The 13917-nt window shown below is 71.0% G+C and carries 15 protein-coding genes, 1 tRNA gene and 1 pseudogene; all 17 read left to right on the top strand.

Annotated elements, in window-relative coordinates; all coding sequences use genetic code 11:
- The first annotated feature begins 5 nt into the window (after positions 1–5).
- Positions 6–764, top strand: coding sequence for a pseudouridine synthase (locus VYL96_RS07085; RefSeq protein WP_131886350.1), 759 nt, complete (start codon positions 6–8; stop codon positions 762–764).
- Positions 761–1507, top strand: a complete 747-nt coding sequence (gene cmk, locus VYL96_RS07090; RefSeq protein ID WP_207913593.1) for a (d)CMP kinase — start codon at positions 761–763, stop codon at positions 1505–1507. The genes VYL96_RS07085 and cmk overlap by 4 nt, the downstream gene beginning before the upstream one ends.
- Positions 1504–2970: a ribosome biogenesis GTPase Der gene (gene der / locus VYL96_RS07095; RefSeq protein WP_375545295.1), complete on the top strand. Its 1467-nt coding sequence runs from the start codon at positions 1504–1506 to the stop codon at positions 2968–2970. The genes cmk and der overlap by 4 nt, the downstream gene beginning before the upstream one ends.
- Positions 2971–3041: 71 nt before the next feature.
- Positions 3042–3115 (top strand) — tRNA-Pro (locus VYL96_RS07100).
- 177 nt (positions 3116–3292) lie between these two features.
- Complete coding sequence (locus VYL96_RS07105) at positions 3293–3919, top strand: DUF4178 domain-containing protein (protein ID WP_131886349.1); 627 nt, start codon at positions 3293–3295, stop codon at positions 3917–3919.
- Between the two features lie 65 nt (positions 3920–3984).
- Positions 3985–4035: pseudogene (locus tag VYL96_RS17275) on the top strand (hypothetical protein); the annotation flags it as partial.
- A gap of 70 nt (positions 4036–4105) precedes the next feature.
- Positions 4106–4489, top strand: coding sequence for a DUF2617 family protein (locus tag VYL96_RS07115; RefSeq protein ID WP_131886347.1), 384 nt, complete (start codon positions 4106–4108; stop codon positions 4487–4489).
- A complete protein-coding gene (locus tag VYL96_RS07120; RefSeq protein WP_007629043.1) occupies positions 4486–4905 on the top strand; it encodes a DUF4247 domain-containing protein in 420 nt (139 codons plus the stop codon). Before VYL96_RS07115 ends, VYL96_RS07120 begins: the two co-directional genes overlap by 4 nt.
- A gap of 43 nt (positions 4906–4948) precedes the next feature.
- A complete protein-coding gene (locus tag VYL96_RS07125) occupies positions 4949–5401 on the top strand; it encodes a DUF350 domain-containing protein (RefSeq protein WP_007629042.1) in 453 nt (150 codons plus the stop codon).
- Positions 5402–5423: 22 nt separating this feature from the next.
- Positions 5424–7025 carry a polyamine aminopropyltransferase gene (locus VYL96_RS07130; RefSeq protein WP_165928532.1) on the top strand — a complete coding sequence of 534 codons (1602 nt, stop codon included), beginning with the start codon at positions 5424–5426 and terminating at the stop codon, positions 7023–7025.
- A 107-nt stretch (positions 7026–7132) separates the two neighbouring features.
- Entirely contained in the window at positions 7133–8272 is a 1140-nt protein-coding gene (locus VYL96_RS07135) for a hypothetical protein (protein ID WP_061228850.1), read from the top strand.
- Between the two features lie 117 nt (positions 8273–8389).
- Positions 8390–10657, top strand: coding sequence for an accessory Sec system translocase SecA2 (gene secA2, locus VYL96_RS07140; protein WP_243699782.1), 2268 nt, complete (start codon positions 8390–8392; stop codon positions 10655–10657).
- Positions 10654–11418 carry a CDP-alcohol phosphatidyltransferase family protein gene (locus tag VYL96_RS07145; RefSeq protein WP_007629038.1) on the top strand — a complete coding sequence of 255 codons (765 nt, stop codon included), beginning with the start codon at positions 10654–10656 and terminating at the stop codon, positions 11416–11418. The genes secA2 and VYL96_RS07145 overlap by 4 nt, the downstream gene beginning before the upstream one ends.
- A 47-nt stretch (positions 11419–11465) precedes the next feature.
- Entirely contained in the window at positions 11466–11870 is a 405-nt protein-coding gene (gene gcvH / locus VYL96_RS07150) for a glycine cleavage system protein GcvH (protein ID WP_061228829.1), read from the top strand.
- A 122-nt stretch (positions 11871–11992) separates the two neighbouring features.
- Positions 11993–12412 carry an oxoglutarate dehydrogenase inhibitor Odhl gene (odhI, locus tag VYL96_RS07155; RefSeq protein WP_174521542.1) on the top strand — a complete coding sequence of 140 codons (420 nt, stop codon included), beginning with the start codon at positions 11993–11995 and terminating at the stop codon, positions 12410–12412.
- Positions 12409–13146 carry a transcriptional regulator FtsR gene (gene ftsR / locus VYL96_RS07160; RefSeq protein WP_061228828.1) on the top strand — a complete coding sequence of 246 codons (738 nt, stop codon included), beginning with the start codon at positions 12409–12411 and terminating at the stop codon, positions 13144–13146. The genes odhI and ftsR overlap by 4 nt, the downstream gene beginning before the upstream one ends.
- A gap of 79 nt (positions 13147–13225) precedes the next feature.
- Entirely contained in the window at positions 13226–13726 is a 501-nt protein-coding gene (locus tag VYL96_RS07165; RefSeq protein ID WP_061228849.1) for a bifunctional nuclease family protein, read from the top strand.
- The last annotated feature ends 191 nt before the right edge of the window (positions 13727–13917 follow it).

Raw genomic sequence — 13917 nt, forward strand, 5'->3', positions numbered from 1 at the left:
CACCCATGACTGAATCCGCTGGCCGAGACGGCGCACCGGTCCGCCTGCAGAAGATCCTGGCGCAGGCCGGGGTCGCCTCCCGCCGGGCCTCCGAGGAGCTCATCGCCCGCGGGCGGGTGGAGGTCGACGGGAAGATCGTGCGCGAGATGGGCGTCAAGGTCGATCCCGCCACCGCCGTGATCCGCGTCGACGGCACCCGCATCGTGCTCGACGACACCCTCGTGCACCTCGCGCTCAACAAGCCCCGCGGGTACCACACGACCATGTCCGACGAGATGGGTCGGCCCTGCGTGGGCGACCTCGTGGCCGACCGCATCGACGCGGGGCAGCGCCTGTTCCACGTCGGCCGCCTCGACGCCGACACCGAGGGCCTGCTCCTGGTGACCAACGACGGTGAGCTGGCGCACCGTCTCATGCACCCGTCGTACGAGGTGTCCAAGACGTACATGGCGACCGTAACCGGCGTGGTCGGCAAGGGCATCGGCAAGCAGCTGCGCGAGGGCGTCGAGCTCGAGGACGGTCCGGCGAAGGTCGACCAGTTCTCGCTCCTCGACGTGCACGACGGGCGGTCGCTGGTCAAGGTCGTGCTCCACGAGGGGCGCAAGCACATCGTCCGTCGGCTGCTCGCCGAGGTCGGCCACCCGGTCGAGTCACTCGTCCGGACCCGCTTCGGCTCGGTCGCGCTCGGCGACCAGCGCGCGGGCACCTTCCGCAAGCTCAACCGCAGAGAGGTCTCCGACCTGTACGAGGCGGTGGGCCTGTGAGCGCCGTTCCCGCCTCCGCCTCCGCGACGGGGCCCGCGCCGCGTCGCCGTATCGCCATCGACGGGCCGGCCGGTACCGGTAAGTCCACGCTCGCCCGGACGCTGGCGCGCCGGCTCGGCGGTGCCTACCTCGACACCGGCGCCATGTACCGGGTCGCCACCCTGCAGGTCCTGCGCGCCGGGATCGACCCCGAGGACTCCGCCGCCGTCATCGCCGCGACCGCGGATCTCCCCCTGGAGATCGGCACCGACGCCGGCGCCGAGTGCGTCCTGCTCCGCGGCGAGGACGTGAGCGAGGAGATCCGCACCGCCCGCGTCACCGCGGCCGTCTCCGCGGTGTCGGCCGTGCCGGAGGTGCGTGAGAACCTCGTTCGGCTCCAACGGCGCCTGGCGTCCGACGGCGGCACGGTCGTCCTCGAGGGCCGGGACATCGGCACCGTCGTCCTGCCGGACGCCGAGGTGAAGATCTACCTCACCGCCAGCCCGGAGGTGCGCGCGCGCCGCCGTACCGACCAGGACCGAGCCGCCGGACGCGCGGCCGACTACGACGAGGTGCTCGCCGCCGTCATCGAGCGCGACCGCAAGGACTCCACGCGCGCCGCGAGCCCGCTGCGGCCGGCCGCCGACGCGGTCGTCATCGACACCTCCGACCTCACCCTCGACGAGGTGCTCGACCGGTTGGTCGCGCTCGCCGAGGGCACCCACGCGTCGCACGGCGCCACCGCAGAAGGGAACGCACAGTGACGAGCAACGAGGACACCACCGACTTCGACCTGCCGACCGGCCCCGGCGAGGAGACCGTCGAGGACGCCTGGAACGACGACACCGACTGGGACGCGGTCGCCGCGGAGTTCGCCGACGAGATCGGGGCGGTGACCGAGGGCGTGGAGATCCTCCCCACCGTCGCGATCGTCGGCCGCCCCAACGTCGGCAAGTCCACGCTGGTCAACCGGATCATCGGCCGCCGCGAGGCCGTGGTCGAGGACGTCCCGGGGGTCACGCGCGACCGCGTCTCCTACGAGGCGCTGTGGAACGGCCGGACCTTCATGGTCCAGGACACCGGCGGCTGGGAGCAGGACGCCAAGGGCATGCACCGCTCGATCGCCCAGCAGGCCGAGATCGCCATGGGGACCGCCGACCTCATCGTGCTGGTCTGTGACGGCACCGTGGGGATCACCGCGGCCGACGAGACGGTGGCCAGGAGTCTGCGCCGCGCCGAGACCCCGGTGATCCTCGCCGTCAACAAGGTCGACAGCGATAAGGCCGAGCTCGAGGCCGCCGAGTTCTGGGGGCTCGGGCTCGACCAGCCTTATGCCATCTCCGCGGCACACGGGCGCGGCACCGCCGACCTGCTCGACGAGATCCTGAGGCAGCTGCCCTCCAAGGCGAGGATGCGCGAGGCGGCCGACGTGCCGCGCCGGGTGGCCCTGGTGGGCAAGCCCAACGTGGGCAAGTCGAGCCTGCTCAACAAGCTCACGGGCGAGGACCGCGCCGTGGTCGACAACGTCGCCGGCACCACGGTCGACCCCGTCGACTCGCTGGTCGAGCTCGGGGGCCGCACGTGGCGGTTCGTCGACACGGCCGGGCTGCGGCGCAAGGTCAACCAGGCCTACGGGCACGAGTACTACGCCTCGCTGCGCACCCGCGGTGCGATCGAGGCCGCCGAGGTCGTGGTGCTGCTCCTCGACGCCTCCGAGCCCATCACCGAGCAGGACCTGCGGGTGATCTCCATGGTCGCCGACGCCGGGCGCGCGCTGGTGATCGCGTTCAACAAGTGGGATCTCGTCGACGAGGACCGCCGCTACGACCTGGACAAGGAGATCGACCGCGAGCTGTCACGGGTCCTCTCCTGGGCGCACCGTGTCAACATCTCCGCCAAGACGGGCCGTGCGCTGGCGAAGCTGGTGCCGGCGATGGAGACCGCGCTCGACTCGTGGGACAAGCGGATCCCCACCGGGCCGCTCAACACCTGGATGAACGAGGTCGTCGCGGCGACGCCGCCGCCCATGCGCGGCGGGCGTCTGCCCCGCATCCGGTTCTGCACGCAGGCCACCACCCGGCCGCCGACGTTCGTGTTCTTCTCCACGGGCTTCCTCGAGGCCGGGTACCGCCGGTTCCTCGAGCGTCGTCTGCGTGAGACGTTCGGTTTCGACGGCTCCCCGGTGCGGGTCAACGTCCGCGTCAAGGAGCGTCGACAGCGCAAGTGACCAGGCGATTTCGGTCCGGGCGAGGGGGTGCGCTAGTCTGATCGAGTCGCCGCGCGAGCCGCGGAGACGGACGGGCTGTGGCGCAGCTTGGTAGCGCACTTGACTGGGGGTCAAGGGGTCGCAGGTTCAAATCCTGTCAGCCCGACACGAGGATCAGGGCCGGTTTCCCGATAGGGGAACCGGCCCTGAGTCCATTTCGGAGAAGCGGAGTCGCCGCGCGGGAACCGGGCGCCTCCCACGGAGCCGGGTGGGTTAGCCTTTCCTCGTCACGAAGCGGCGGCCCGGGTCGACCGTCAGTCATCGATCCAGGAGTGGATGCGCGGTGGGAGAGCTACTCGTCATAGTGGGGCTCGTGGTCGCGGTGATCGCGATCATCGGGATCATCGCCAAGGCCCGCGGCGGGGAGAGGCCCGCCACGGCCGCGCCCCGCCGCGACCCGCTCGCCGCCGACCAGCCGATCCACGGCTTCGGGCCGCGCGAGCTCGGCCCCGGCGCGATCGTCGCCTACGGCGGTATCGACTACGTGGTGCGCGGATCGATCACCCTGCGCCAGGGCCCGTACGTCTGGTGGGAGCACCTCCTCGAGGGCGGGGACGGTGCGCAGTGGCTCGGTGTCGAGGAGGACGAGGGAACCCTCGAGCTGACCTGGTGGACCACCCGGAAGGGCCTCGGCGTCAGCCCCGGAGCCGAGGTGATCGTCGACGGCCGTGTCCATCGACTCGAGGAGTCGGGCGAGGCGGAGTACTCGTGCGAGGGGACCACCGGCCTGCCCGAGCGTGGTCGGATGCGCTACCAGGACATGCGCACCGGGGACGGCAGTTCGCTGCTGTCGTTCGAGAACTGGGACGGGGCGGGCTGGGAGGTCTCGTCCGGCCGCCCGATGTCCCGGGGCGAGCTGACCGTCTACCCGGCGCCCCCCGCGGCCGGCGACCCGGACTACAGGCGGTGACCGTGCACGACCTCGTCGCGGAACCGAGCGACGTCGCGGCCGCCGCGCTCGGCTACCGGGTCGGCGTGGCGCCCGAGCGGGACGCCCTCGTCTCGACCGTCCTCCAACACCCGGTGCACGACATCGCTCTACGCCTGTCGATCCTCGGCGCGTCGCACGCCGTGACGCTCGTGCGGACGCGACGCGATGACCGAGGAGGTGTCCTGCCGCGCGACGACCGCCGGGGGCGCGCCGTTGCCGGCCGAGGTGTCCTGCCCCGGCCCGTGGGGTGTGCACCACCTGCGCGGGGCCACCGAGACGCTCTCCGCCGACGCCTTCGGAGAACTGGTGGATCGTCTGACCGCGCTCGCGGCGACGGAGCCGACCGTGCTCGCGGGGCGCTTCCCGGGCTCTGAGGGGGCGCTCACGGTGGTGGCCCCCACGCCGGGCGACACGGGCTGGTCGTGGGACACCTGGCACCTCTACCCGGCGGGCGAGGACTCCGCCGGAGACGGTGGTGGTGACGTCGTCGCCACCACGTCCCGTGTGGTTGTCGCCGGGCTGAGCGCGGCGGTGGAGGTGGCCTCGTGAAGCGCTATCGCGGGTGGATCATCGCGCTCGTCGCCGGACTGTGCGCGGTCCTGCTGGGCCTCGTGCTGGTGGGGGCCGGCCAGAACGCCGTGCGCTACGTGCGGGAGAACTACACCCCGGTCGCCGGTGCCTCCCAGACCTACGAGTGCCGGGGCGACCGGGACGCCACGGCGAAAGACATCAGCGACCACGAACGGCCGGACGCCGACCAGCTGAACGAGGACACCCGGTACCTGCGGTACGGGGACGACATGATCGTCATCGGCCGGTCCGGCGATCTCGCCTGTCGCGTTCAGCTCGACGAGAACTCCCGCACGCTCCGTTCCGGAGGCTTCATCTTCCTCGGCGGCGCTTTCGGGCCCGGCAGCCCGGCCCGGTCCGCCGGGGGGAGCTCCGGCGGGGTCGGCGCGAAGTGACCCACGAGACGCCCACCCACGAACCGAACCCCAAGGAGACACGGTGATCATCGCCGCCGGACCCGCCGACCACGTACCCGAACTCCTGGACGGGATAGGGGTGTCGCTGGCCTACTTCGGCGTCGGCGCCCTGGTCTTGGCGCTCGGCTTCGTCATGCTCGACCTGCTGACGCCCGGCAGCCTGCGCCACCACGTCTTCGTCGACCACCGCCCCAACGCCGCCGCGCTGTTCGCCGCCTCGGCTATCTCCCTCGCGATCATCGTCGTCACCGTCATGACCAACGCTTCGGACTCCCTGGTCCTGGGGCTGATCGACGTCGCCGTATACGGCCTGCTCGGGGTGATCTTCCAGGCTGTCACCCTGGTGATCCTGGAACTGCTGGTCCCCGGCAGATTCCGGGACCTCGTCAGCGCGCCGCGGTTCAGCACCGCCGCGCTCGCCGTCGCTGCCACGCTCCTAGCCGTCGCCGCCGTAAACGCGGCCGCCATTGCCTGACGAGGTCGGCACGGCGGCCACCGTGCCGACCGGGGCGGACCACGCCGGACAGCCCGCGTCGCGCGCCGGCCGGTGGTGGCGCCCGGTCGTCCTGGCCTCCGTCGCCGCGGGCGCCGCCTGCGGGCTCATCTACGAACTCGCCCTCCTCACGCTCGCGACCACGGTCCAGGGCGGCGGGATCGTCGCCACGAGTCTCGTGGTGGCCGGGTACGTCGCGGCCCTCGGCCTCGGCGCGTTGCTGGCCAAGCCGTTCGTCGAGCGCGCGGCGTCGAGCTTCATCGCCGTCGAGGCCACGCTCGGACTCGTCGGCGGGGTGTCGGCGACAGCCCTCTACGTGACCTTCACGACCCTCGGGTCGGACGCGGCGTCGTTGTTCACGCTCGTGGTGGCCACGGCCGCGATCGGCATGCTGGTGGGCGCGGAGGTCCCGCTGCTCATGTCGTTGCTGCAGACCGGCCGGCGGACCGGGTCGGCCGAGGCCGGACGGGTGCTGGCCGATCTCAACGCCGCCGACTACCTGGGGGCGCTCGTCGGCGGGCTGCTGTGGCCGTTCCTGCTCCTGCCGTCGTTCGGGATGCAGCAGGCCGCCGCCATCACGGGACTGGTCAACGTCGCCGCGGCGACCGTGTTGCTCGTACTCGCGCTGCGCGGTCTGCTGTCCCGGACTCAGGCCGTCGTCGCGGGCCTGTCACTCGCCGTGGTCGCGGCCCTGCTGGGGACGCTGCTCGTCGCTCTCGACGGCGTCACCGAATGGTCGCGGGCCAAGCTCTACCCGGACCCGGTGCTCTCCCACACCCAGTCCGCCTACCAGGAGATCGTCGTCACGCGGGCGCGGTACAACGGCCGCACCGACCGACGGCTCTACCTCGACGGCACCCTCCAGTACTCGAGTCTCGACGAGTACCGGTACACCGAGGCGCTGGTCCAGCCCGCCATGGCCAACCGGCCCGGCGAGGTGCTGGTGCTCGGGGGCGGCGACGGACTGGCGGCCAGAGACCTCCTGGCCGTGCCCGGGGTCCGGCGCGTGGTCCAGGTGGAACTCGACCCGGCCGTCCTCGAGATCGCCCGCACCGAACTGCTCCCGGACAACAGGGGCTCCCTCGACGACCCGCGGGTGGAGGTCGTGGTGGACGACGCCTTCGCGTGGCTGCGCCGGGGCGGCGACGGCGCGGTGCCACCGGGAGGGTTCGGGGCGGTGCTCGTGGATCTGCCCGACCCGCGCAACGCCGCGCTGACCCGCCTGTACTCCGAGGAGTTCTACGGCCTCGTGCGCGGGGTGACCGGTGAGGACGGTCTGATGGTCGTCCAGTCGGGCAGCCCGTACTCCACGCCGAGGCAGTTCTGGCGCACGGTGGCGACGGTGGACTCGGCCGGGTGGGGGACGACCCCGTATCACGTCCACGTCCCGACGTTCGGGGACTGGGGCTTCGTCCTGGCGTCGGCCGACGGTGACGCCCCGGATCTCCGACTACGCCCCGACGTCGGCGGTCTGAGGTTCCTCGACCCCGGAACCCTCGAGGCCGCCGGCCGTTTCGGACGCGATGTGGCGCCGATGCGGCTCGAGCCCTCCACACTCGACCGGCCGCGGATCCTCGACGACGCCCGACGGGGCTATGAACGGTGACCGACGCGGCGCCGACACGCGGCCCGCGGGGGAACACGGGACACGGCCCGACCGTTGTACCCCGATGAAGGCGGGCCGACAGAGTGGACACGGGCGAGGAGGGGCACATGGCGGATGAGCGCGGGCCACGGACCGCACGGGACCGGATCGTGTCCGATGTCGACCTCATGTGCCGGGGCGAGGGCCGACCACCGGTCGCCGAGCTGTCCGACCGGTCGGCGTTGCTCGTCGCCTGCGGCCTCGTCGAACCGCGGATCTGCGATGTGGTGCTGGCCCGGCTCCACCGCAACCTCCCGTTCCCCACGGTCGGTGGTTTCCACCAGGTGCGCATCATCGAGGAGCAACGGCACGATCTGAGGAGGACGATCGACAGCCCCGCGCCGTCGATGCTGCGGATGGCCCTCCGCACCCGCCTGGCCGACCTCGACCGCAGATACCTGGTGATGCGCACGGGCTTCACCCGGGGGACCGGGGTGTGGGCGTTCCGGGTCAAGGACATCCGCGCCGACCGCCGCCGCGGCGTGCATCTGGACACCGATGACCGCGGGCGGCTCTTCGACGCGCTGGCCTCGACGCCGACCATGGCGCCGGTGCCCCTGGTGCCCCGAACGCTCGGCGAACTGGGCACGGTCGCCGCGGCCTACGGCCAGCGCGAGATGGGCCGGGTGGTGCTGCCGCAGCGCGTGCAGAACGCAGTCGCGTCGCTACCGTCGCTGCCACGGATCCGCGCGGACCGTCGCCGGATCCCGGAGATGTACACCGCGATGTTGATGGAGGTGGGCGGGCTCTACGACCGGCTACAACGGGCGTACGGCCGGGGCGGACGCGCGGTGGAGGAGATCCGCCTGCAGTTCGACGCCGAGACCGAGGTCGTGGGACTCGCGGGTGATCTGTGCCGACTGCGCGAGGCCTCCGCCTCGGCGGGTGTGCCTCCGGCTCGCGACGGCTTCACCACGCTGACCGGACTCGGCGCCTCCATCGACGGAGTGTGGGCCGAGGTGGTCGATCGCGCGGTCGCGTTCCGTGAGCTCGTCGAGTCGGTGGAGACCCGCGCCGAGACCGCGGTGGCCGAGGCGGAGAGGCTCGCCGGAATCGCCCGCGACAACGGCGTCCGGCCCCCGACCGCAGCCCACCGCCCGACGCCCGCCGACCTCGCGGCCGAGCACCTCGCGGCGCGCGCGGGGGACCGGATGCTCTCGACCGAGGCCATGCGCCGACTACGGGGGCAGATCGACCCCGATCGCTGATGCGGCGACCGGCGGGCCGCGGCCCCGACGGTGCCGGGCCCTGCGTACGGTGGGGGCAACTGTTCGTGACCGGGAAGGACTCCACGCGTGGGACTGGCCAACCGCTTCTGGAAGCTGATGGGCTCCACCCAGGGACGCGACACGTCGCGCGCCCAGAGCGCGGTCGAGGCCTCGCACGGGTTCGACGACTGGGCGGCGGGACTGGACGACGGCGAGTTCGCGGACGCCGCCCACGGCCTGCGCCTCTTCGGTGACGCGCCGGAGGATCTCGCGCGGTTCCTCGCCCTGGCGAGGGAGGCGGCCGGCCGGGCCGTCGGCCTACGCCCGTTCGACGTACAGCTCCAGGGCGCTCTCCGGATGTTCGCCGGCGACGTCGTGGAGATGGCCACGGGCGAGGGCAAGACGCTGTCCGGCGCCGTGGCGGCGGCCGGGTACGCACTGCAGGGACACACCGTCCACGTCATCTCGGTCAACGACTACCTCGCGGCCCGCGACGCCCGGTGGATGGGACCGATGCTCGAGCTGCTGGGCCTGTCGGTCGGCCACGTCACGGAGACGTCGACGCGTGACGAGCGCCGCGCGGCCTACGCCTGCGACATCACCTACGGTTCGGTGTCCGAGATCGGGTTCGACGTCCTGCGCGAGCAACTCGTGACCGATCCCGCCGACCTCATCTCGCCGACCACCGACGTCGCCCTCGTGGACGAGGCGGACTCCGTCCTGGTCGACGAGGCGCTGGTTCCCCTGGTGCTCGCGGGATCCACGTCCGGTGAGGCGCCGACGGGGGAGGTCCTGGCGGCGGTGCGGAAGCTACGACCCGGCCGCCACTACGAGACGGATTCAGAGCGTCGCAACATCTTCCTCACCGACGACGGGGCGGAGGCCATCGAAACCGAACTCGGGATCGAGGACCTCTACGACGCCGACCACGTCGGCACGACCCTGGTCCAGGTCAACGTCGCCCTGCACGCGTGCTTCCTGTTGCGCAGGGACGTCGACTACATCGTCCGCGAGGGCCGGGTCCAGCTCGTCAACGCCTCCCGTGGACGCGTGGCCGAACTCCAGCGATGGCCGGACGGGCTCCAGGCCGCGGTGGAGGCCAAGGAGGGCGTCGCGGTCTCCGAGGCGGGACAGATCCTCGACAGCCTCACGGTCCAGGCGTTCATCGGCCGATATGACAAGGTGTGCGGCATGACCGGCACCGCGCTGGCCGCAGGTGCGCAGCTGCGCGAGTTCTACTCCCTCGGGGTGTCCCAGATCGAGCCGAACACGCCCAACATCCGTGTCGACGAAGCCGACCGCACCTACATCGACAACGACAGCAAGAACCGCGCGCTGGTCGAGCACATCGCCGCCGTCCACGCCACCGGGCAGCCGGTGCTGGTCGGCACCCACGACGTGGCCGAGTCCGAGGCGTTGGCAGCCCGGCTCGCGGAAAAGGGCGTCCGGTGCTCGGTTCTCAACGCCAAGAACGACGAGGAGGAGGCGTCCATCATCGCGGAGGCCGGCGACGTCGGGCACGTCACCGTCTCCACGCAGATGGCCGGCCGCGGGACGGACATCCGGCTCGGCGGATCCGACGAGGCCCGGCGCGACGAGGTCGTCGCGCTCGGCGGACTCCACGTCGTGGGCACGGGCCGGCACCGCACCGAGCGGCTGGACAACCAACTGCGGGGCCGGGCCGGGCGTCAGGGCGATCCGGGCAGTTCTGTCTTCTTCGCAGCGATGGACGATCCGGTGGTGACGTCGGCGCTCGAGCCGGAGAAGATCCCCACCGCCCACGACAGGATCACCGGGCTGCTCAAGGGCAATCGGGGGCGGGACGCCGTCGACCACGCGCAGCGGGTCACCGAGGGGCAGATGCTGGAGATCCACGCCAACACCTGGCGGTACAGTCGGCTCCTCGCCGAGCAGCGCGAGATCCTCGCCGAGCGCAGGAGCGCTCTGCTCCGCACGGAGAAGGCGTTCGAGGAGCTCACCGCGCATGATCCCGAGCGGAGTGCGCGGCTGGTGGAGGCACACGGACGCGACGCGGTGGTCCGGGGGTGCCGCGAGATCATGCTGTGGCACCTCGACCGTGGCTGGGCTCGTCACCTGGAGACGATGACCGACGTCCGCGAGTCGATCCACCTCCGCGCCCTCGGCCGGGAGAACCCCCTCGACGAATTCCACCGCATCGCGATCGACCACTTCCGCGATCTCGCGGCAGACGCGGTCCGCGAGTCGGAGGCCACGTTCGCGGAGATCGAGTTCACTGCCGACGGAGTCGATCTGGAGGCCAATTCCATGGCGCGCCCCACGTCGACCTGGACGTACATGGTGCACGACAACCCGATGGCTGCCGGCGGTAGCGTCTTCTCCGGGATGATGTCGACGTTCCGATGAGTGCGGCACGCGAGGGAGGGCGCGAGACCGACCTGAGGGAGTGGCGAACCGGCGAGGCTCGGGTTCTGGGCGCCCGCATCCCGCCACCGCGGGGCGGGCATCTGTCCGCGGCGGTCCCGCCCGGCCTGGGGCCCGAGAGCCCATCGCGCGACCCGCGGGTCAGCGACCGCTTCTGGACCCTGCCCAACGCGATCTCGCTGGGTCGGATCGCCCTCATCCCCGTGCTGATCGTCAGCATCCTCGTGTGGGACGACGCGATGCTGGCGCTGTGGCTCCTCGGCGTCCTGGTCGTCTCGGACTGGCTGGACGGCAAGATCGCGCGACTGTGGAACATGCGCTCGACGTGGGGGGAGCGGCTCGACCCCATCGCCGACCGGATCCTCGTGGCGGCGGTTCCGGTCACGTTCGCGCTGGCGGGTTTCATCCCCGCGTGGATCGTCGTCGTGCTCGTCGCCCGCGACCTGCTGCTGGTGACCACCCTGCCGGTCTACCGCCGGCGCGGCCTCGACCCGGAGGTCACGTACCTCGGCAAGGCGGCGACGTTCGCGCTGTTCTGGTCGTTCCCCTTGCTGCTGGCCGGCTACGCGGACGCGCCCGGCGGCGAGGGGTTCCAGATCATCGGCGAGGCATGCCTCTACTGGGGTGTCGGTCTGTACGTCTGGAGCGGTGGCATCTACCTGTGGCAGGCACTGAACATCGTCCGCGCGGTTCCCCTCCGCCGGGCTCGATCGGCTGCTGTGGGCGGGCGCGACGGTGTGTAATGTCGCCAGATGGAATTCGTAGTGAGCCACTCGAGAAGGGCGCGTCAGTGAGCGATCAGAACATCCCCGACCAGCTCCGGTACACCGATGAGCACGAGTGGGTGGAACGGGTGTCGGACACGCGGGTGCGTATCGGCATCACCGAGTACGCGCAGTCGAAGCTCGGCGACATCGTGTTCGTCCAGCTGCCCGACGTCGGGGGCGAGACGGAGTCGGGTGAGCCGTTCGGCGAGGTCGAGTCACCCAAGAGCGTCTCCGACCTGTACGCGCCGCTCAGCGGCAAGGTCGTCGAGGTGAACACCGCGCTCGAGACGTCCCCCGAGCTGGTCAACTCCGACCCGTACGGGGAGGGATGGATCGTCGTTCTCGAGATCGCCGATATCGAGGACCTTGAGGCCCAGCTCGAGCAGACGCTGGACTCCGACGGGTACGCGAAGATCACGGAGAGCTGAGCGGATCGCCGACGCCCCCGGACCCCGCGGGCGACGACTCCGACATAGAATCAACTGCACCGTACGGTGAGCCCGCTGACGGGCTCGGACGAGGAGAGACCAACGTGACCGAGAACAAGAACATGCCCGAGGCGACCGCCGAGACCACCTCCGTGTTCCGTGCCGAACTCCTCAACGAGTCCGATCAGCAGTCGGCGCAGTCCGATTCCGCGGTGACGGGTGTCGAGGGTCTCCCCGAGGGGCAGGCCCTGCTCGTCGTCAAGCGCGGCCCCAACGCGGGTTCGCGGTTCCTTCTCGACCAGAGCACCACCTCCGCCGGTCGTCATCCGGACAGCGACATCTTCCTCGATGACGTGACCGTGAGCCGTCGGCATGCGGAGTTCCGCAGTGAGGGCGAGACCTTCACCGTCGTCGACGTGGGCTCGCTCAACGGCACCTATGTCAACCGTGAGCCCGTCGACTCCGCGTCGCTGTCCAATGGTGACGAGGTCCAGATCGGCAAGTTCCGCCTCGTGTTCCTGACGGGTACGCCCGGGCAGTGACAGCCGCCGGACAGGGCGCCCCGAAAGAGGAGGAGTTCCTCTCCATCGGAGGTGTCATCGCACTTCTGAGTCCGGAGTTCCCGGACCTCACGGTGTCGAAGGTCCGGTTCCTCGAGAACGAGGGGCTGGTCACCCCTGAGCGCACGGCGAGCGGTTACCGGCGCTTCAGCGTCGAGGATCGGGAGCGCCTGCGGTACGTCCTGACCGCCCAGCGCGACAGGTACCTGCCGTTGAAGGTGATCCGCCAGGAGCTCGACGCCCTCGACGCGGCGATCGCCGACGGGTCGACCACGGCGCTCCGGCCGCGGCCCGGCGCAGACGGCGTGCCCGGGTCGACGCCGGACGATTTCCGCAGCGACACCGTCAAGCGTCTCACCCGGGAGAACGTCATCGAACAGTCCGGCGTCGACGCCGGGCTCGTGGACGCTCTCGTCGACGCCGGCCTGATCGCCGCGGGGCCCGGTGGGTTCTATGATCCCGAGGCGGTCCTCATCGCCCGCACCGCGCACGATCTCGCCACCCACGGGGTGGACGTACGCCACCTGCGGAGCTTCAGGACCGCGGCCGATCGTCAGACCGGGCTGATCACCCAGATCGCCGGCCCGGTAGCCCGCCAGGGCGACGCGGACGCCCGGGACCGGGCCGCCGAGCTGGCGCGGGAGATCGCCGCACTGTCGGTGTCGTTGCACTCGACCCTGGTGACCGTGGCCGTGAGGCACGCACTGGAGCCCTGAGGGCCCCGCGTCCGCTCGCGCCGAACCGGATCAGGGCTACGCTGGTGACGTGGGAGAGGCGGAGAACATGGGGAAGAACATGCGAGAGGTCGACGTCGTCGGTATCCGTTTCGAGGAGCCGGAGTACGCGCCCGTACTGATCCTGCACGAGAAGGACGGTGGGCGGTACGTGCCGATCTGGATCGGCGCGTCCGAGGCCGCGGCGATCAGTCTCCAGCAGCAGGGGGTCCAGCCGAGCAGGCCGTTGACCCACGACCTGCTGGCCACGCTTCTCGAGACGTTCTCCCACCCTCTGGAGAAGGTCGAGATCATCGGGGTGTCGGAGGGGACGTTCTTCGCGGAACTGGTGTTCGCGAACACCCGTGTGTCGGCGCGCCCGTCCGACGCGGTCGCTGTCGCGCTCCGCACGGCCTCGCCCGTCCTGGTCAGTCCCGAGGTGCTCGACGAGGTCGGCATCTCGCTCGTCGAGCAGGGCGAGGAAGAGGTCGAGGCCTTCCGTGAGTTCCTGGACCAGGTGAGCCCGGACGACTTCCTCGGAGGCGGCGGGCCGGCCGAGAATCCCGGCGGATCCACCTCCTGAGCAGCGGATTCGGCGGTCCCTCCAGTCACTGCTGCACCAACTCGCAGGTGACGAATGAGCCTAAAGTTCAACTTGAGGTTGAGGTTTACCGCGTGTCCTATTGATAGTGGACCGCGGCGGGCATAGCGTTGCCCCCAGTGAACTACACCGATGGTGTTCACGCGTCCAGGATCCGGGTCTCGTCCCGGTAC

The organism is Dietzia maris (assembly GCF_036287335.1).
Lineage (GTDB): Bacteria > Actinomycetota > Actinomycetes > Mycobacteriales > Mycobacteriaceae > Dietzia > Dietzia cinnamea.